This is a genomic window from Microbacterium sp. NPDC080005 (genome assembly GCF_040702445.1).
Taxonomy (GTDB): domain Bacteria; phylum Actinomycetota; class Actinomycetes; order Actinomycetales; family Microbacteriaceae; genus Microbacterium; species Microbacterium oleivorans_D.
Window position 1 is genome coordinate 879,107 of record NZ_JBFBLD010000001.1, and the last position, 18,944, is coordinate 898,050.

The window sequence follows — 18,944 nt, forward strand, 5'->3', positions numbered from 1 at the left end:
TCTCGTCGCGGAGGCTGTCGCGGGCGCCATCCGACATCAGGAGACACCATGAGCACGATTCCCGACCGTCCCCGGACCCTCGCCGAGAAGGTGTGGGACGACCACCTCGTCGTGAAGGGTGAGGACGGCAGCCCCGACCTCATCTACATCGACCTCCACCTGGTCCATGAGGTGACGAGTCCGCAGGCGTTCGACGGCCTCCGCGCCGAGGGCCGCCCCGTGCGCCGACTCGACCTCACGATCGCGACGGAGGACCACAACACCCCGACGCTCGAGATCGACAAGCCGATCGCCGACCTGACGAGCCGCACGCAGATCGAGACTCTGCGACGCAACGCCGCGGAGTTCGGTTTGCGGCTGCACTCGCTGGGGGACAAGGAGCAGGGCATCGTCCACGTCGTCGGCCCGCAGCTCGGTCTGACCATGCCCGGCATCACGGTCGTCTGCGGCGACTCGCACACCTCGACGCACGGTGCGTTCGGCGCCATGGCGTTCGGCATCGGGACGAGCGAGGTCGAGCACGTCCTGGCCACCCAGACCCTGCCGCTGAAGCCGTTCAAGACGATGGCCATCACCGTCGAGGGGACGCTCAAGCCCGGCGTGAGCGCGAAGGACATCATCCTGGCGATCATCGCGAAGATCGGCGCGAACGGCGGGCAGGGCTACGTGCTCGAGTTCCGCGGCTCCGCCATCCGTTCCCTCTCGATGGAGGGCCGGATGACGATGTGCAACATGTCCATCGAGGCGGGCGCCCGGGCGGGCATGATCGCGCCGGACGAGACCACCTTCGCCTACGTCAAGGACAAGCCGCACGCTCCCCGGGGCGCGGACTGGGACGAGGCGGTCGCCTACTGGCGCACGCTCCCCTCCGACGAGGGCGCCGTGTACGACGCCGAGGTATTCCTCGACGCCGACGAACTCGAGCCCTTCGTGACCTGGGGCACCAACCCCGGTCAGGGGGTCAACCTGAACGGCGTCGTCCCCGACCCCGCCGAGATGAGCGACCCGAACGAGCGCGCCGCGGCCGAGCGGGCACTCGAGTACATGGACCTGGCTCCTGGCACCGCCCTGAAGGACGTGGCGGTGGATGCCGTCTTCATGGGCTCCTGCACGAACAGCCGCATCGAGGATCTGCGGCAGTTCGCCTCAATCGTGCGCGGACGCACCAAAGCGGAGGGGGTGCGCGTCATGGTGGTCCCCGGATCGGCACGCGTCCGCCTGGAAGCCGAGGCGGAGGGGCTCGACAAGGTGTTCACCGACTTCGGGGCGGAATGGCGCTTCGCCGGCTGCTCGATGTGTCTCGGGATGAATCCCGATCAGCTCGCTCCCGGTGAGCGGTGCGCCTCGACCAGCAACCGCAACTTCGAGGGTCGCCAGGGCAAGGGCGGTCGCACGCACCTCGTCTCGCCTCAGGTCGCCGCCGCGACCGCCGTGCTCGGCCGGCTCGCCAGCCCGAGCGATCTCGACGCACTGGCTCTGACGGAGGTCTGACATGGAGAAGTTCACCCGCCACACCGGCGTCGGCGTGCCGCTGAAGCGTTCCGCCGTCGACACCGACCAGATCATTCCGGCCGTCTACCTCAAGCGCGTCACGAAGACGGGCTTCGACGACGCCCTGTTCGCCAACTGGCGGCAGGACCCGTCATTCATCCTCAACCAGGACGCCTACCGCGAGGGTTCCGTTCTCGTCGCGGGTCCCGACTTCGGCACCGGGTCGAGCCGTGAGCACGCCGTGTGGGCGTTGCGCGACTACGGCTTCCGCGTCGTCCTCAGCACGAAGTTCGCCGACATCTTCCGCGGAAACGCCGGCAAGCAGGGACTGGTCACGGGAGTGGTGACGGAAGAGGTCCTCGAGGCGATCTGGGCGGCACTGGAGGCCGAGCCCGGGCGCGAGGTGACCGTCGACCTCGAGACACGCACGGTGCAGGTCGGCGACGTCCAGGCCCCCTTCGACATCGACGATTACACTAGGTGGCGGCTTCTCGAGGGGCTCGACGACATCGGGCTCACCCTGCGCAACGAAGACAAGATCGCGCAGTTCGAGGCGCGCCGCGAGGCGTGGCGGCCGCGGACGATCCCCGTCCGCTGATCGGCCTGCGCCCCGCACAACGGGGCCGCTCACGCTTCCTCCCCACCACAGACGAGGTCCCACCCATGAAGACACTTCTCAGCGACTCCGCGTCCTTCCCGGCCGGCGGCAGCGCCGGTCAGACGCTCCGGATCCGCGGCGGTCGTCCGCTGCGCGGTCGGGTCGAGGTGAAGGGGGCGAAGAACCTCGCCACGAAGGCGATGGTGGCCGCTCTCCTGGGTGAGACCGCGAGCATCCTGCGGGACGTGCCCGACATCAGCGACGTCCACGTGGTCCGCTCGCTCCTCGAGGTCCACGGCGTCCGCGTCGAGGACCTCGAGGACGGCGTCCTCCGCCTCGACCCGAGCGGCGCCGTCTCGGCCCACATGGAGGAGATCGACGCGCACGCGGGGGCCTCCCGCATCCCGATCCTCTTCTGCGGTCCGCTCCTGCACCTGCTCGGTCAGGCGTTCATCCCGGACCTGGGCGGATGCCGCATCGGCGACCGCCCGATCGACTTCCACCTCGACGCCCTGCGCTCGTTCGGAGCCATCGTCGACAAGCTGCCCAGCGGCATCCGCCTCTCCGCTCCCGGAGGCCTGCACGGCGCCAACATCGAGCTGCCCTACCCGAGCGTCGGTGCGACGGAGCAGGTGCTCCTGACCGCAGTCCGCGCCAAGGGCACCACCGAGCTGCGCAACGCGGCCATCGAGCCCGAGATCATGGACCTGATCGCGGTGCTGCAGAAGATGGGCGCGATCATCTCCTACGAGCCCAACCGGGTGATCTTCATCGAGGGTGTCGAGTCGCTCCGGGGCTACGACCACCGCGCGATCTTCGACCGCAACGAGGCCGCATCCTGGGCCGCGGCAGCCCTCGCCACCGACGGCGACATCTTCGTCGGCGGTGCCAAGCAGCAGGAGATGCTCACCTTCCTCAACGTCTTCCGCAAGGTCGGCGGCGACTTCGACATCGCCGAGGACGGCATCCGTTTCCGTCGCGGCGGCCCGCTGAAGCCCGTCATGGTCGAGACCGACGTCCATCCCGGCTTCATGACCGACTGGCAGCAGCCCCTCATCGTCGCGCTGACGCAGGCCGAAGGCGAGTCCGTCGTCCACGAGACGGTGTACGAGAACCGTCTCGGCTTCACCCGCGCGCTCGTCCAGATGGGCGCGGACATCGTCGTGCACCCCGACGGCATCGCGAGCTCGGACCGCCGCGTGCCGCGGCGTGCCCTCGAGCAGGCGGCCGTCATCAACGGGCCGACGCCGCTCCACGGAGCCGACGTCGTCGTCCCGGACCTCCGGGGCGGCTACTCCTACGTGATCGCCGCCCTCGCTGCCGAGGGCGAGTCGACGGTGCGCAACATCGGGATCATCCGGCGCGGCTACGAGAAGTTCCTCGAGAAGCTGACCGATCTCGGCGCCGACTTCGACGTCACGGAGTGACGGCGGTGGCTCCCCGTCGCCGCGCGTCCCCGGAGAAGACCCGACCGAGTGTCTTCTGGCCGGCGGCGATGGTCGTCGTGCCGGCGACCGGCTGGTTCGCGAAGATCGAGATCGAGGGCGGCGAGCACCTTCCCCGGGAGGGCTCGTACGTCCTCGCCCCGAACCACTACAGCGAATTCGACCCCGTGATCATCGCCGTCGCGACATGGCGGCTGGGGCGCGCGCCGCGCTTCATGGCCAAGGAGAGCCTGTTCCGGGTGCCCGTCCTCGGCTGGCTGCTGCGGGCGACCGGCATGGTCCCCGTCGCGCGGGCATCCACGTCCGCCGCGGCGAAGCAGACCCTCGCGCAGTCGAACGCGCTCGTTGCGGCGCAGCGCGGTGTCATCGTGTACCCGGAGGGATCGCTCACCCGCGACCCGGACATGTGGCCGATGCGCGGCAAGACGGGCGCCGTCCGCCTCGCCCTGGCCGCCCCCGAGCCGCTCCCGGTGATCCCCGTGGCGACGTGGGGCGTGCAGGAGATCCTGCCGCGATACGGGCGACTGCGCCTGTGGCCCCCGCGCCGCCGTGTGCGTGTGCTCCTGGGCCCTCCCGTCGACCTGTCCGCCTACACCGACACGACGCCCGCGACCCTGACGGCGGCGACGGATGCCGTCATGCGCGACATCTCGATCCTGCTGGGACGGCTGCGCGGCGTCGAGCCTCCGGCGCAGCGGTGGAATCCGGCTCAGCACGGGCAGAGGGAGACGGGTCGCCTTGACTCCTAGGGAAGCGTCGCGTCGCGAGACCCCGGCTCCCCGTGTCGCAGTCCTCGGCTCCGGCAGTTGGGGGACGACCTTCGGCAAGGTGCTCGCGGACGGCGGCGCCGACGTCGTCATGTGGGCGCGCCGAGCGGAGCTCGCGCACGAGATCCGCGAAGGCAAGCGCAACTCGCAGTACCTGCCCGGGATCAACCTCCCGCGCGGGCTGTCCGCGACGCACCACCTGGCGGAGGCCCTCGACGGAGCCACACAGGTCTACATCGCCATCTCCAGCCAGGCGCTGCGCCAGAATCTGAAGGCCGTCCGGCCCCTCGTGGACGGGAGCGACGTCCCGATCGTCTCGCTCATGAAGGGCGTCGAGAAGAAGTCCGGGCTTCGTATGAGCCAGGTCCTCGAGCAGGAGCTGGGCTGCGAACCCGCGCGTATCGCCGTGGCATCCGGCCCCAACCTCGCGCTCGAGATCGCGCGCGAGCAGCCGACAGCGGCGGTCATCTCGTCGTCGAGCCAAGAGACGGCCGAGGCCGTCGCCCGCATCTCGCGCAACCGGTACTTCCGGACCTTCGTCAACACCGACGTGATCGGCACGGAGTTCGGGGGTGTGCTGAAGAACCTCATCGCGGTGGCCATCGGCATCGTCGACGGCGTCGGCTACGGCGAGAACACGAAGGCGTCGATCATCACGCGAGGGCTCGTCGAGATGACGGACTTCGCCGTCGCGCAGGGTGCGCAGCCCGAGACCCTGCAGGGTCTGGCGGGGCTCGGCGACCTGATCGCGACGTGCCAATCCCCGCTGAGCCGCAACAACACAGCAGGACGGCTCCTCGGTCAGGGCTACAGCTTCACCGAAGTCGTCAAGCAGATGGACCAGACCGCGGAGGGACTGGCCTCGGTCGCGCCCGTCCTTCAGCTGGCCCGCGAGGCCGGCGTGCACATGCCCATCGTCGAGCAGGTCAAGATGGTCCTCGACGGCGCGATGAATCCGCGCGACATCGCACCGCATCTCACGACGGATGACGATGAGCCCACCGAGGAGAGGACTCAGAATGGTTCAGGCGGCAGTGGTTCTGCTCTTCGGCGGGCGTTCCAGCGAACACTCGATCAGTTCCGCCACGGCGGGCGGCGTCCTTCGCGCGATTGACCGCGACCGCTACCGGGTCATCCCGGTCGGCATCACCCGCGAGGGCGCGTACGTGCTCGAGGACGACGATCCCGACAAGTTCGCACTGAACGCCGACCGCCTTCCCGAGGTCGTCGACAACGGCACCCGGGTCATCTGGCCGGAGTCCACCGTGGAGCGGGGACTGTCCGTGCGCCACCCCGACGGCACGGTGGAGTCGCTGGGCGACATCGATGTGGTCTTCCCGATCCTCCACGGTCGATTCGGCGAGGACGGCACGGTGCAGGGCTTCCTCGAGCTCCTCGACCTCCCGTACGTCGGCGCGGGGCTTCTCATGTCCGCGATCGGGATGGACAAGCACACCACCAAGAGCATCCTGCAGGCCGCCGGTGTGCCCGTCGTGCCGTGGGTCACGGTGACGCGCGCGGGACTCGATCGCGACGGAGACCTGTGGCGGCGCCGCATCCGCGGTCTCGGCCTGCCCGTCTTCGTGAAGCCGGCGCGGGCGGGCTCGAGTGTCGGGGTGTCGAAGGTGTCCGGGTGGGACGAGTTGGACGCCGCCCTCGACACCGCCTTCGCCGAGGACTCGAGCGTGCTCGTGGAGCAGGCGGTCGTCGGCCGCGAGGTCGAGTGCGGCGTGCTGCAGGGGCGCGACGGAGCAGACCCGCGGGTGAGCGTGGCGGGGGAGATCGTCGTCAGCGGGCGCGACTTCTACGATTTCGAGGCGAAGTACCTCGGCGCGCCGGGCATCGACCTCGTCTGCCCGGCGGAGCTGCACGACGGCGAGCTGCGGGAGATGCAGCGGATCGCGGCCCGCGCGTTCGAGGCCGTGGGCGGTCAGGGGCTGTCCCGGGTCGACTTCTTCTACACGGGGACCGAGTTCTTCGTGAACGAGGTCAACACGATGCCCGGATTCACGCCGATCTCGATGTTCCCCACCTGCTGGATCCAGAGCGGTCTCAGCTACCCGGAGCTCATCACCGAGCTCATCGAACTGGCGCGCTGACGCCGATCACGGGACGACGTCGGATGCCGCGACGCACTGCCCGGTGACGTCGAAACGCTGGGTGATGAGGCGGCTGACCGCGCTCACCGGACCGCTCGAGCTCACCTCGTCGTAATCGACGATCAACTGGACGGCCGGCTCCCGTCCGTAGGTCGTGATCCGGTACAGCGGCGCGCGGGAGTCGTCGACCACCCAGTCCACACCGTCCACGGTGACGCAGGGGAGCTCGGAGGGGCCGAGCGGTGGCACACCGCACGCGAACTGCACCGTCGTCGGGTCCCCCCATGCGGCCGTCGACTGCGCGTCCGTCCAGCGGCGGTGCTGATCGCCGAGATCGTCGGGCAGCCGCACCATGACCTCCGCGCAGCGCGGATCGTCGGCGTTCGGGGCAGCGTCGACGGCGACCGTCGACGAGCATCCCGCCAGCGCCGCGACACCGGCGATCAGGAGGGTGAGCGCGACGATCGATCGGGTCCGAGCCATCCCTCCAGGCTACCGTGGAGCCATGGGTGAGCTCCGTGTGCGCGACGTCTCCGAGGGCGAGCTGCTGAGCCGCATCCTGCGCATCCTGCGTCCCCTCTCTCGGGCCGAGGTCGGACCCGGGGACGATGCGGCGGTGCTCGCGGCCCCGGGCGGTCGCATCGTCGCCACGACGGACACCCTCGTCCACGGCCCGGATTTCCGCCTCGCCTGGACCTCACCGCACGACCTCGGCTTCAAAGCCGCCGCGGTCAACCTCGCGGACGTCGCGGCGATGGGCGCCCGTCCCACGGCGCTGCTTGTCGCGCTCGCCCTGCCGGACGCGCTCCCGGCATCCTTCGTCGACGAGCTGGCCGCCGGATTCCGCGACGCGCTGGAGCAGTTGGCGCCCGGGTGCGCGGTCGAGGGCGGCGACCTCACGGTCTCCGACACCCTCACGGTCGCCGTCACCGCCATCGGGGTGCTGGACGGTGTCGCGCCCGTCCTGCGATCGGGGGCCCACCCGGGTGATGCGGTCGCGGTCGCGGGAGAGCTCGGCGCGGCGTCCCGAGGGCTGCGGCTGCTCTTCACGCGATTCCGTGGCCCTGAGGGGACGCCGGCGCCCGTTGATGCGGACGGGCTGACCGATGCCGAGCGACGGGACCTCGCCGCCCAGTTGCGTCCACGGCCCCCCGTCGCCCTGGGTGCCGTCGCCGCGCGGGCAGGGGCGACGGCGATGATGGACGTCTCGGACGGGCTGATCCTGGACGCGACACGTCTCGCGGACGCGTCCCGGGTGACTCTGGCGCTCGACGCGGCCCTCGACGACGACGCGCTCTCGGGCGGCGAGGACCACGCCCTGCTGGCCTGCTTCCCGGCGGGTCGCGTGCCGGAGGGGTTCGCAGTGATCGGTCGCGTCCTCCAGCGTCAGGACGCTCCCGTCCTCGTCCGGGGCGCCCCGCCGGCGGGCCGTGGCGGCTGGGACCCCTACGCGGACTGGGATTCCGCCAAAGGCTGATCCGGTGCGGAGAGCGCGAGCCACCAGAGGGTGGTGTCCCCGTACTTCTTCGAGCGGTCGAGGACGAGGTGCTCCGGGAGGAGGGGCGCGCCGGAGCGTGTCGCGCGCTCGACGATCACCGTCGCGGTGGCGGCCAGCCGCGGGACGAGCAGCCCGAGGGTCGTCGACAGCTCGGCATCCGTCATGTCGTACGGCGGATCGACGAAGACGAGGTCGAATCCCGGTCCGCCGCTGCGCAGGAAGGCGTCCGCGGCGGCGCGGTGAACGGTGACCCTGCGCCCGGGAAGGCTGCGCGCGACGGCTTGCACGTTGCGGTCGATGACGGATGCCGCGCGCGGCGCCCGCTCGACGAGGTCGGCCGAGGCCGCGCCGCGGCTGACCGCCTCGAGCCCGAGCGCGCCGGATCCCGCGTACAGGTCGAGGACCGCCGCACCCGTGAGGATCCCCGCGGCCTCGAGCGCGCCGAACATCGATTCGCGCACCCGCTCGCTCGTCGGCCGGGTGCCGGCGCTCGGCACCGCCAGCGGCAGCGAGCCGGCGTCTCCCGCGATGATCCTCGTCACCCCGCCACGATAGCGGCGTCCGCGACCGCTCCTAGACTCGAGGCATGCCGTCGTACACCCTCGCCACACCTCTCCCCGAGGCGGTCGGCGACACTCTGGCGAAGGGGCTGCGGCGGGCCTTCCAGATGACGACGGTCGGCGACCTGCTCGGTCATTACCCGCGCCGCTACGCGAGCCGTGGTCAGCTGACACCCATCGCCGAGCTCCCGGTGGGGGAACTGGTGACGATCGTCGCCGAAGTGCTGTCCGCGACGACCCGCCCGATGCGCGGCCGCCGCGGCGAGCTCGTCGAAGTGCTCATCGGCGACGGCAACGGCACCATGTCCCTCACGTTCTTCGGTCAGGCGTGGCGTGTGAAGGATCTGCGAACGGGTCGGCAGGGCATCTTCTCCGGCAAGGTGGGGGAGTACCGCGGCCAGAAGCAGCTGACCCATCCGGACTACGAGCTCTTCGACGATGAGGGGACCGCGCGGTTGAGCGCGGAGGCGTGGCACAACGTCCCCATCCCGATCTACCCCGCGACGAGCACGTTCTCGAGCTGGCAGGTCAAGCGCTGTGTCGACCAGGTGCTGACCGGTCTCGGCGACGTGCCCGAGCCTCTCCCCGACGGATTCCGCACCGCGCAGGGGCTCCTCGATGCGCGGACGGCTCTCGTCCGCATGCACGCACCCGAGACGTTCGACCAGGTGGGGCCTGCGCGCGAGACGCTGCGCATGCACGAGGCGTTCGTGCTGCAAGCAGCCCTCCTCCAACAGCGGCAGTTCGTGCGGATGATGTCGGCCACCGCACGCCCCGCGGGCGAGCTCCTCACGCGCTTCGACGCCGCGCTGCCGTTCGAGCGCACCCCCGATCAGCTGACGGTGGGCGAGCGCATCGCCGCAGACCTCGTCGGTGCGTGGCCGATGAACCGGCTCGTCCAGGGCGAAGTCGGCTCCGGCAAGACGCTCGTGGCGCTCCGCGCCATGCTGCAGGTGGCGCAGTCCGGTGGGCAGTCGGCGCTCATCGCTCCCACCGAGGTGCTGGCCGGTCAGCATGTCCGCTCCATCGCTCGCATGCTCGGACGGGACCTCGCGCCGGAGCTGATGCCGACCCTCCTCACCGGGCAGCAGCCGGCCGCAGAACGTCGGCGGGCGGCGCTGCGCGTCGCGTCGGGGCAGGCGCGCATCGTCGTCGGAACGCATGCCCTGCTCAGCGAGTCGACGACGTTCGCAGACCTGGGTCTCGTCGTCGTGGACGAGCAGCACCGTTTCGGTGTCGATCAGCGCGAGACGCTGCGCGCGAAGGGAAGTTCGCCGCACGTCCTCGTGCTCACGGCTACCCCCATCCCGCGGACGGTCGCGATGACCGTCTTCGGCGATCTCGACGTCTCGACCATCCGGACGATGCCCGGAGGGCGAGCGGGGATCTCCACCTATGTCGCCCCGGTGGGGGAGAAGCCGGCGTGGTTCGCGCGGGTGTGGGAACGGGTCGCCGAAGAGGTGCGGCTCGGCAGGCAGGCCTTCGTCGTGTGTCCCGCGATCGATGCCGCGACCGACACCGACGAGGACGACGCTGCGGAGGATGCCGAACCCGGCCGGACGCGCTGGGGCGTCGTGCAGGCAGCGGCGCTGCTCGAGGGACACCCCGACTACCGCGACATCCGCGTCGAGATCCTCCACGGCAAGATGCCGGGGGAGGAGAAGGACGCCGTCATGCAGGCCTTCGCCCGCGGGGACATCGACGTCCTCGTGGCGACCACGGTGGTGGAGGTGGGCGTCGACGTGCCGAACGCGTCGACCATGGTCATCCTCGAGGCGGACCGCTTCGGGGTGTCGCAGCTGCACCAGCTGCGCGGGCGTGTCGGGCGCGGGTCGGTCCCGGGGCTGTGCCTGCTCGTCACCGAAGCCGACCCGTACACGCCGGCGCGGGCACGGGTCGAGGCGGTCGCCGCCACCACCGACGGATTCGAGCTCGCGGAGATCGATCTCGACCTCCGCGGTGAGGGCGACGTGCTGGGCGACGCGCAGTCCGGCGTCCGATCGTCGTTGCGTCTGTTGCGTGTGGTGGCCGACGCGGACCTGATCGCCACGGCGCGCGCCGAGGCGGAGCGCCTCCTTGCCGAGGATCCGAGCCTCGACCGGCATCCGGGCCTCGCTGCAGCCATCTCCGGTCGCGTCAGCCAACGGGAGCGCGCCGCCCTCGCGAAGAACTGACGCCGTGCGCGCCTGAAGCATCGTTAGGCTCGGGTGCTATGAACAACCGGATCGCGGTCGTGCCCGGCTCCTTCGACCCCCCGACGCTCGGTCATCTCGACGTGATCCGGCGCGCAGCATCCCTCTACGACCAGTTGCACGTCCTCGTCGTCCACAATCCGGGCAAGGAGGCGATGCTGCCGATCGCGCAGCGGCTGAGCCTGCTCGAGCAGTCCATCGCCGAGAGCGGCATCGAGGGCGACGTGGTCGTCGCGGCGTGGAGCGTGGGGCTGTTGGTGGATTACGCGACCGACGTGGGTGCGGGCGTCCTCGTCAAGGGGATCCGCTCGCAGGTGGACGTCGCTTACGAGACGCCCATGGCGATCGTGAACCGCCACCTCGCTCATGTCGAGACGGTGTTCCTGCTCCCCGATCCCGCGCACGCGCTGGTGTCGAGCTCACTCGTGCGCCAGGTGGCATCGCTGGGCGGAGACGTGTCGCCGTTCGTCCCCGGTCCGGTCGCGCGGTTCCTCGACACGGGAGCACAGCGGGGCTGACGCGGCCCCAAGGAGTCCACGCACGCGTACGATGGACGACCGTGGTCAGAAAGCGTGTGAGCGGTCCGTTCGTCCTTCCCGTGCGTGACATCGTCCGTGCACCGGGCGAGATGCGTGAGTTCGAGATCCGCGTCCCTGCACCGGAGAAGTGGGGCGAGGGATTGGCCTGGGTCGACGCCGGCGAAGACGTCGATGTCGACGTGCGTCTGGAGTCGGTGCACGAGGGCATCCTGGTCACCGCCGAGATCTCCACCACCTACGACGGCCAGTGCAGCCGGTGCCTCGTCGACCTGACACACCCCCTCCAAGTCGAGTTTCAGGAGCTCTTCGGGTATTCTGGGGACGAAGCGACTGACTTCGAGGTTCAAGACGACCACGTGGATCTTGAAACTCCTGTCAGGGATGCGATCGTCCTGTCGCTTCCGTTCCAGCCGGTGTGTCAGCCGGATTGCCCCGGACTCGATCCGTCCACGGGCGAGAGGCTGACCGGAACACCGGTCCCGGAGACCCAGATCGACCCGCGCTGGAATGCGCTGGCCGCCTTGTCGGCCCGAACCCCAGACCACGACGACGAGGCGCCGCGCCCCGCCGCCGACGACACAGAGAAGAGCTGACCATGGCAGGTAACCCCCCGAAGCGGAAGGTCTCCCGCTCCAACACCCGTTCGCGCCGCGCGCAGTGGAAGGCCGAGGCCCCCACGCTCGTCAAGACCATCGAGAACGGCAAGGTCGTCTACAGCCGTCCCCACCAGGCGAAGGTCGTCACCGACTCGCAGGGCACGGAGCTGTTCCTCGAGTACAAGGGCCGCAAGGTCGCCGACATCTGATCGTCGCGTCGTGACAGACGCAGCAACCGATCACTCGGTGCTCACACACAAGCTCGGGGTCGACATCGACCCCGAGCTTGTGTCGCTTGCGCTGACCCATCGTTCGTACGCCTATGAGCACGGGGGTATCGCGCACAACGAGCGGCTCGAGTTCCTGGGGGACTCGATCCTCGGGATGGCGGTCACGGTGCACCTGTACCGGACGCACCCCGAGCTCGACGAAGGTTCCCTCGCCAAGCGCCGCGCGAGTGTCGTCTCCACCGTCGCCCTCGCCGAAGTCGCCCGCGGCATGGGCTTGGGCGCCCATCTGCGACTGGGGCGCGGCGAGGACCAGACCGGTGGGCGCGACAAGGACTCGATCCTGGCCGACACCACGGAGGCGTTGATCGGCGCCGCCTACCTGTCGGCCGGTACCGAGGAGGCGACCGCACTCGTCCTACGGCTCGTGTCCCCGCTGATGGACGACCCCGAGCGCTACGGCGCGGCGATGGACCCGAAAACGAGCCTCCAGGAGCTGGCCGCGCGTCTGGGTCACGCGGCGCCGACGTACAGCGTGGAAGCAGCGGGTCCCGATCACCACCGCGTCTTCACCGCCACGGTCACCGTCGGCGACGTCGCCCGGATGGGCAGTGGGTCGAGCAAGAAGCAGGCCGAGATGGCTGCCGCACTGTCGGTCTGGCGCGAACTGTCCGCGCGGGTCTAGACCTCCGTGCCCGAACTCCCCGAAGTCGAGGTCGTCCGCGCCGGCCTCGTCCCCGCTCTCGCCGGCGCTCGGTTGGATGCGGTCACCGTGCTCGACGCGCGATCCCTCACTCGTCACGTCGGGGATTCCCGCGACTTCGAGACGCGCCTCGCCGGACGACGTGTCGACGCCGTCGTGCGTCGCGGCAAGTTCCTCTGGATGCCCCTCGCCGAGGCGGATGCCGCTGCGCCGGAGGCGATCGTCGGTCACCTCGGTATGAGCGGACAGATGCTGCTGCGCGAGCCGGGGACTCCGACGTTGCGTCACGAGCGCATCCGCTTCGAGGTGCGGCATCCGATCCACGGCGAGATCCTGATGGTCTTCGTGGATCAGCGAACCTTCGGCTCTCTCGCTATCGACCGGCTGCTACCGACCGGCGACGGCGCCGCCGCGGGCCGCGGAAGTGACGCCGCTCTCGTCCCGAGTCAGGTGGCGCACATCGCGAGGGACCCCCTCGATCCCGCCTTCGACGACCGTGCGTTCCGGGCAGCGCTCGGCCGAACCCGTTCCGCGATCAAGCGCGCACTCCTCGATCAGACGGTCGTGAGCGGTATCGGCAACATCTACGCCGACGAGGCGCTGTGGGCGGCGCGCCTGCACCCGGACCGACCGGCGAACGAGCTGTCGACGCGCGCCGTCCGCCGCCTGCTCGGCGAGGTCCGGGCCGTGCTGGACCGGGCCCTCGCCGAGGGCGGTACGAGTTTCGATGCGCAGTACGTCAACGTCAACGGACAGGCGGGCTACTTCTCCCATTCCTTGAACGCGTACGGTCGGACGGGACAGCCCTGCCCGCGATGCGGCACCCCGATCGTGCGGGTCAGCTTCACGAACCGGTCCAGCCACTACTGCCCTCGGTGCCAACGGCGCGCTTAGTCCACGACTTTCTTCCAGGCACCGATGTAGGCCGCCGGTACGAAGCCGATCGCCTCGTTGATGCTCAGCATCGGACGGTTCTCCTCCGCGTTCCAGGTGACGATGCGGGAGGACTGCGGCATGAGCTCACGCCACCGCAGGATTCCGGCGCACTTCACCAACTGCCCGAGGCGATGGCCTCGGTGCTCGCGGAGGACCAGCGTGTCCATCTGCTGGGTCGCCGCCGCCGGATCCACACCGGAGCACAGCTCGTTGAAGGCGACGACCGTGCCGGTCGCCTCGTGGACGGCGACCGTGACCAGCACGGTCTGTCCGCCCGCCACGAAGCGGGCGTCGTGGCGGGCGAGTCGCTCGACATCCCACGTCTCCTCGTCGATCTCGAGCCCGGCTGCCGGGGCATCCGTCGACATACGCGACTTGGCCCACGCGAAGCTCTCGCGATACGCCTCGGGGGTGGGCAGCATCCATTGCTCCACGCGGTACCCGTCGGCGTGGGACTCGGCGTCGGCGAGGAGGGCTCGCACGGTCGCGAGCGCCGGTTCGATCTCGAGCACGCTCTTGCGGTCGACCTGCTCGAGGGTGTGACCGTGGCGCCGGAAATAGCGCGCCGGACGGTCGAGCGGGATCTCGCCGAACCCGGTCGGCGCGGCGAGCCGCTCCGACGGCGACCCGGGAACCGGTTCGGGATGCTCGGCCCACGCCTGCAGGATGGAGCGCCCTGCGTCGCGGGCGGTCTCCACGACGACGGCGTGGAGAGCGCTGCCGATGCCCCTGCCCTGCACCCGCTCGAGGAGTTCGACGGTCCAGTAGGCGACCAGCGACCCCTCCTCGGCGGGGAGGTCGACGATCACCCGTCCGACGACCTCGTCTGCGACGAGCACGATCCAACTGCGCTTGTCGTTGTCGGGGTCCGGCTGGAAGTGGGGGAGGAGCTGGGCAGGAGTGACTGCTTCGTCGTCGTTCGCGCTGATCTCACGGTAGATCTCGTTGCGCACCTCGACCATGGCGATGAAGTCGGCGGCCTCGGGCGCGTCGACGGAGGTCGGGACGGTGAGCGGCCGGAGATCGAAGGGGGCTGCGGTGGTCATGATGGTCTCTTTCAGGCTGGGGCCGGGGGCCGCGAGCGGGTCGCGGCCCCCGGATATGTCATCGGCGCGGAGCGAGGAGCGCACGGCGGCGTTCCCACTCCGCCTCGCGCGCCTCGCGTGCGAGACGCTGAGCGCGACGGGCGTGGATGGCTTCGCGGTCCGGACCGGGACGCGTGCTCCAGATGAGGAGAGCGACGGCCACTCGGAGCGCGATCCGGTCGATGATCGTCTGACGGACGGGCAGGTCCGTCGAGGTGGGATGCTGCAGCGCGGCGAGGACCGCCGAGGTGCGCTGCGGCGCGGTGGATGTGGACATGAGATATCTCATTTCGATGGGAGGGATGGGTGCCGCAGGGGGCGGCGGAGGATCGTGCCGCAGCACGAGGAGACGCAGAGAAGGACGGGGCAGCGAGGCCCGGCATCCGAAGGGGACGGACGGAGTCCGCCCTCAGGGCGTGGAGACGTTCACCGTCCGGGGACGGGATGTTCGGCGGCTGTCAGTGGCCGGAACGGATGCGGTCTGCCGCCGCGGCGCCGAAGGAGACGGTCCCCAGCGCGCACGGGAACGCGGTGAACGCGACTCCGGTGGGTGTCATTTCGATGATCATGTCAGGGGACCTCCTTTCTCAGACTTCTGACGCGAGCACTGACACTAGACCCGCCCTGGGCGCGGCGTCAAGTGGAGAATGCGGATCGTCCGCTAGCGTGGACGGGACGTCGATCCCGGAGGCCCCCATGCACCTGAAGAGCGTGACGCTCAAGGGGTTCAAGTCCTTCGCGCAACCGACGACCTTCGCGCTCGAGCCCGGCGTGACGTGCATCGTCGGCCCCAACGGGTCGGGTAAGTCCAACGTCGTCGACGCGCTGGCCTGGGTCATGGGGGAGCAGGGCGCGAAGACGCTGCGCGGCGGGAAGATGGAGGACGTCATCTTCGCCGGCACGGCCACGCGCGGCCCGCTCGGTCGCGCCGAGGTGCAGCTCACGATCGACAACTCCGACGGAGCGCTGCCGATCGAGTACAGCGAGGTGACGATCAGCCGGACCCTGTTCCGCAACGGATCGAGCGAGTACGCGATCAACGGTGAGACCTGCCGGCTCCTCGACGTGCAGGAGCTGCTGAGCGATTCCGGCCTGGGCCGCGAGATGCACGTCATCGTCGGCCAGGGTCGCCTCGACACCGTGCTGCAGGCGAGCCCGGAGGACCGCCGCGGATTCATCGAGGAGGCCGCCGGCATCCTGAAGCACCGTCGCCGCAAGGAGAAGACGCTCCGCAAACTCGAGGCGATGGAGGCCAATCTCACTCGGTTGAGCGACCTCGCCGGCGAGCTGCGCCGACAGCTGAAGCCGCTCGGCAAGCAGGCGGAGATCGCCCGCGAGGCGGCGACGATCGCCGCCGTCGTCCGGGATGCCAAGGCCCGTCTGCACGCCGACGAACTGGCTCGGCTTCGCGGGGAGCTCGCCGACCACGCACGGGCCGAGCACGAACGGCACGCCGAACGGCTCGTGCTTCAAGATCGCGCCGACGGGCTCCGCCGACGCATCGAGGAACTCGAGAACGATCAGCGCGCGGAGGCCGTCGATCGAGCGCGCGCGGTGACCTTCGAGCTCGGCCGGGTGCAGGAGAGGCTGCGCGGGCTGTATTCGCTCGCCGGTCAGCGCCTGGCTCTGCTCGACGACGACAGCGATCAGCCCGACGTCGGAACCACGGTCACCCAGGGGGCCATCGACGAGGCCCGTGCGGACATCGATCAGATCGCATCGGGTCTCGGCGATGCTCAGGATGCCGCTGCCGCCGCAGCCCGCGACGTCATCCGCGCACGCGCCGAGCTCGACGCGCTGGACACCGACATCGCCGCGCAGAGCGCGCTGGTCTCCGAACACGACATGCGTCTCGCCTCGCTTCGGGGCCGCGCCGAGGCGGCTGCGTCCAAGGCGGAGGCGCTCCGGACAGCCCTCGAGCGCCAGCAACGCGCACTCGACGCGGCCGAGCAGCGTCGAGCCGAGGCCGAGGACGCACTGGCATCGATCGCGCCGGCGTCCGAGGACCCGGCTGACACGTCGACCGTGTTCTCGGCGGCGTACGAGCGCGCACAGCGCGAGGCGTCGGATTCGGAGACAGAGGTCGGATCCATCCGCGATCGCCTCCATGCCGCGGAGCGCGAGCGCGAGTCGCTTCTCGCGGAGACCGCGGCCCTCGGGCGCGCCCTCGACATCCGCAACGCAGCAGCGGCGATCGTCGATCGCGGCGGGGACGGGGTCCGCGGCATCGTGAGTGACGCCATCCGCGTCTCGTCCGGGTTCGAGGCTGCCGTCGCGGCCGCGCTCGGTGCACTCGCCGAGGGCGTCCTCGTGGACGACATCGCCACGGCGCGAGAGGTGATCGCGACGGCTCGTGAGCACGAGCTCGGTGTCGTCGACATCGCGGTGAGTCGGGGGCCGGCTGTGTCGAAGCCCGCGCTCGAGGGGGAGTGGACCTGGGCTGCGGACGTCGTCGACGCGCCGGAGGGTCTGCGGGCCGTGCTGGCCGGCGTCGCCATCGCCGCCGATCTCGACGCGGCTCACGCGGCGGCGGTCGCCGCGGCCGATGCGGGAGAGCGGATCGTGGTCGTGACCCGCGCGGGAGAGACGGTCACCGCCAGCACGCTGAGCGCCGGCTCGGGTCAATCGCGGTCTCGACTCGAGCTCGCCGCCGAGCGCGACGCTGCTCGCCTGCGGCTCGACGAGGTCTCAGTGATCGCGGATTCCCTGCGCGAGGCGCTCACCGATGCGCAGGCGGGATGGGATGCCGCCCGTCAGCGAACGCGCGATGCATTGGCTGCGCTCCGAGAGCACGACTCCGCCCTCGCCGCTCACGCGGAGCAGCTCAACCGTGCGACGGTTCGCCTCGAATCCGCCGGTGCCGAATGCGACCGGCTCCGCGCCGGCCTCGGGCAGGCCGAGGCCGCGGCTCGAGACGCGGAGAACGCCGCACGCGCGGCGGCGGACGCGTTCAGTGCCGCCGAGGAAGCGCCCCGTCCGATCCTGGATGCGTCAGCCCGCGACGGGCTCCTCGACGCTCTGGAGTCGGCTCGCGCGCGGGAGATGGACACCCGGCTCGATGTGGAGACGCTGCGCGAGCGCGTCCGCGCGGCCGAGACCCGCGTCGGACAGCTCGAGCGGCAACGGGAGAAGGAACGCGCGGCGGCGGAGGCCGCGGCGCGTCGTGCGGTCATCCGCCGTGCCCAACGTGCCGTCGCAGCGGACGTCGTGGCGGCGCTGCCGCCTGTCCTGGACTCCATCGACCGTTCGACGGTGCAAGCCCGCGTCGAGCTGGAGCATGCGGAGCAGACCCGCACCGCGCTGACTGCGGAGCTCGCGGAGCTACGCCGCGACGACGCGACCACCCGGGAACGATTGAACCGGCTCACTGAATCGGTCCATGGCCTCGAACTCCAGATGCACGAGAAGCGTCTGCACGTGCAGAGCCTGCTTGACCGGGTGCAGTCGGAACTCGGCCTCAGCGAAGATATTCTCCTGGCGGAATACAGCCCGGACGTCCCCATTCCGGTCGACGACGACGAGGACGTTCCGTTCGATCGCACCGCGCAGATGCGCCGACTGCAGGAGGCCGAACGCAAGCTCGCCCAGCTCGGACGGGTGAACCCGCTCGCCCTCGAGGAGTTCGCCGCTCTGGAACAGAGGCACGCATTCCTCACGGAGCAGCTCGACGACCTCGTCCGCACACGAGCCGACCTGCGGACGATCATCGAGGAGCTCGACGAGCGGATGCAGACCATCTTCCTCGCCGCGTTCGAGGACACGAGGGTGGCCTTCGGGGAGGTGTTCCCGATCCTCTTCCCCGGCGGGACCGGGTCGATCTCGCTCACCGATCCCGACAACCCGCTGACGACGGGGATCGAGGTCGCCGTGCGGCCGGTGGGCAAGAAGATCGAACGCCTCTCGCTGCTCTCGGGCGGTGAGCGGTCGCTCGCCGCGGTGGCGCTCCTCACCGCGATCTTCAAGGCCCGCCCGAGCCCCTTCTACATCCTCGACGAGGTCGAGGCCGCCCTCGACGACGCCAATCTGGGTCGCCTGCTGGGCGTGTTCGAGCAGCTCCGCGCATCGAGCCAGCTCATCGTCATCACCCACCAGAAGCGCACGATGGAGATCGCGGACGCCCTGTACGGGGTGTCCATGCGTCAGGACGGCGTCTCCGCCGTCGTCGGGCAGCGCGTGCGCGAACGCGCCGGGGTATGACCGCCAGAGTG

General features: G+C 70.2%; 18 protein-coding genes. 14 read left to right on the forward strand and 4 right to left on the reverse strand.

The window, feature by feature from the left end; genetic code table 11:
* Positions 1-48: 48 nt before the first annotated feature.
* The 6 genes from leuC (at position 49) to AB0259_RS04235 (ending at position 6,400) form a co-directional block, all read left to right on the forward strand.
* Positions 49-1,491 carry a 3-isopropylmalate dehydratase large subunit gene (gene leuC / locus AB0259_RS04210; protein WP_366220462.1) on the forward strand — a complete coding sequence of 481 codons (1,443 nt, stop codon included), beginning with the start codon at positions 49-51 and terminating at the stop codon, positions 1,489-1,491.
* Between the two features lies 1 nt (position 1,492).
* Positions 1,493-2,089 carry a 3-isopropylmalate dehydratase small subunit gene (leuD, locus tag AB0259_RS04215; RefSeq protein WP_366220460.1) on the forward strand — a complete coding sequence of 199 codons (597 nt, stop codon included), beginning with the start codon at positions 1,493-1,495 and terminating at the stop codon, positions 2,087-2,089.
* A 65-nt stretch (positions 2,090-2,154) separates the two neighbouring features.
* Positions 2,155-3,516 carry a UDP-N-acetylglucosamine 1-carboxyvinyltransferase gene (gene murA / locus AB0259_RS04220; RefSeq protein ID WP_366220459.1) on the forward strand — a complete coding sequence of 454 codons (1,362 nt, stop codon included), beginning with the start codon at positions 2,155-2,157 and terminating at the stop codon, positions 3,514-3,516.
* Complete coding sequence (locus AB0259_RS04225; protein WP_251581115.1) at positions 3,513-4,283, forward strand: lysophospholipid acyltransferase family protein; 771 nt, start codon at positions 3,513-3,515, stop codon at positions 4,281-4,283. Before murA ends, AB0259_RS04225 begins: the two co-directional genes overlap by 4 nt.
* Entirely contained in the window at positions 4,273-5,415 is a 1,143-nt protein-coding gene (locus AB0259_RS04230; protein WP_366220457.1) for an NAD(P)H-dependent glycerol-3-phosphate dehydrogenase, read from the forward strand. Before AB0259_RS04225 ends, AB0259_RS04230 begins: the two co-directional genes overlap by 11 nt.
* Positions 5,321-6,400, forward strand: a complete 1,080-nt coding sequence (locus AB0259_RS04235; protein WP_366220455.1) for a D-alanine--D-alanine ligase family protein — start codon at positions 5,321-5,323, stop codon at positions 6,398-6,400. The genes AB0259_RS04230 and AB0259_RS04235 overlap by 95 nt, the downstream gene beginning before the upstream one ends.
* Before the next feature lie 6 nt (positions 6,401-6,406).
* On the opposite strand, the gene AB0259_RS04240 is transcribed toward AB0259_RS04235, so the two are convergent.
* Complete coding sequence (locus AB0259_RS04240) at positions 6,407-6,883, reverse strand: DUF3515 family protein (protein ID WP_366220453.1); 477 nt, start codon at positions 6,881-6,883, stop codon at positions 6,407-6,409.
* A gap of 22 nt (positions 6,884-6,905) precedes the next feature.
* Between AB0259_RS04240 and thiL the strand changes: the two genes are divergently transcribed.
* Positions 6,906-7,877: a thiamine-phosphate kinase gene (thiL, locus tag AB0259_RS04245; protein ID WP_366220452.1), complete on the forward strand. Its 972-nt coding sequence runs from the start codon at positions 6,906-6,908 to the stop codon at positions 7,875-7,877.
* Here thiL and rsmD read toward each other — a convergent pair.
* Positions 7,847-8,440 carry a 16S rRNA (guanine(966)-N(2))-methyltransferase RsmD gene (rsmD, locus tag AB0259_RS04250; protein WP_366220450.1) on the reverse strand — a complete coding sequence of 198 codons (594 nt, stop codon included), beginning with the start codon at positions 8,438-8,440 and terminating at the stop codon, positions 7,847-7,849. The genes thiL and rsmD overlap by 31 nt on opposite strands.
* A gap of 44 nt (positions 8,441-8,484) precedes the next feature.
* Here rsmD and AB0259_RS04255 point away from each other — a divergent pair, with 44 nt between their 5' ends.
* The 6 genes from AB0259_RS04255 to mutM are packed head-to-tail and all read left to right on the forward strand — an operon-like array spanning position 8,485 to position 13,609.
* Positions 8,485-10,632, forward strand: a complete 2,148-nt coding sequence (locus AB0259_RS04255; RefSeq protein ID WP_366220449.1) for an ATP-dependent DNA helicase RecG — start codon at positions 8,485-8,487, stop codon at positions 10,630-10,632.
* A 38-nt stretch (positions 10,633-10,670) separates the two neighbouring features.
* Positions 10,671-11,168, forward strand: coding sequence for a pantetheine-phosphate adenylyltransferase (coaD, locus tag AB0259_RS04260; RefSeq protein WP_251581101.1), 498 nt, complete (start codon positions 10,671-10,673; stop codon positions 11,166-11,168).
* A gap of 56 nt (positions 11,169-11,224) precedes the next feature.
* Positions 11,225-11,782 carry a YceD family protein gene (locus AB0259_RS04265; protein ID WP_251581264.1) on the forward strand — a complete coding sequence of 186 codons (558 nt, stop codon included), beginning with the start codon at positions 11,225-11,227 and terminating at the stop codon, positions 11,780-11,782.
* Positions 11,783-11,784: 2 nt separating this feature from the next.
* Positions 11,785-11,994: a 50S ribosomal protein L32 gene (gene rpmF, locus AB0259_RS04270; RefSeq protein ID WP_018188062.1), complete on the forward strand. Its 210-nt coding sequence runs from the start codon at positions 11,785-11,787 to the stop codon at positions 11,992-11,994.
* Between the two features lie 10 nt (positions 11,995-12,004).
* Positions 12,005-12,697: a ribonuclease III gene (rnc, locus tag AB0259_RS04275; protein ID WP_366220448.1), complete on the forward strand. Its 693-nt coding sequence runs from the start codon at positions 12,005-12,007 to the stop codon at positions 12,695-12,697.
* A gap of 6 nt (positions 12,698-12,703) precedes the next feature.
* The gene (mutM, locus tag AB0259_RS04280; protein ID WP_366220447.1) at positions 12,704-13,609 is read left to right on the forward strand and encodes a bifunctional DNA-formamidopyrimidine glycosylase/DNA-(apurinic or apyrimidinic site) lyase; all 906 of its coding nucleotides are present in this window, start codon (positions 12,704-12,706) and stop codon (positions 13,607-13,609) included.
* Here mutM and AB0259_RS04285 read toward each other — a convergent pair.
* Positions 13,606-14,697, reverse strand: coding sequence for a GNAT family N-acetyltransferase (locus AB0259_RS04285; protein WP_366220446.1), 1,092 nt, complete (start codon positions 14,695-14,697; stop codon positions 13,606-13,608). The two genes, mutM and AB0259_RS04285, sit on opposite strands and share 4 nt — an antisense overlap.
* A gap of 58 nt (positions 14,698-14,755) precedes the next feature.
* Positions 14,756-15,013, reverse strand: coding sequence for a hypothetical protein (locus AB0259_RS04290; RefSeq protein WP_366220444.1), 258 nt, complete (start codon positions 15,011-15,013; stop codon positions 14,756-14,758).
* Positions 15,014-15,432: 419 nt separating this feature from the next.
* On the opposite strand from AB0259_RS04290, the gene smc reads away from it, so the two are divergent.
* Entirely contained in the window at positions 15,433-18,933 is a 3,501-nt protein-coding gene (gene smc / locus AB0259_RS04295) for a chromosome segregation protein SMC (RefSeq protein WP_366220442.1), read from the forward strand.
* The last annotated feature ends 11 nt before the right edge of the window (positions 18,934-18,944 follow it).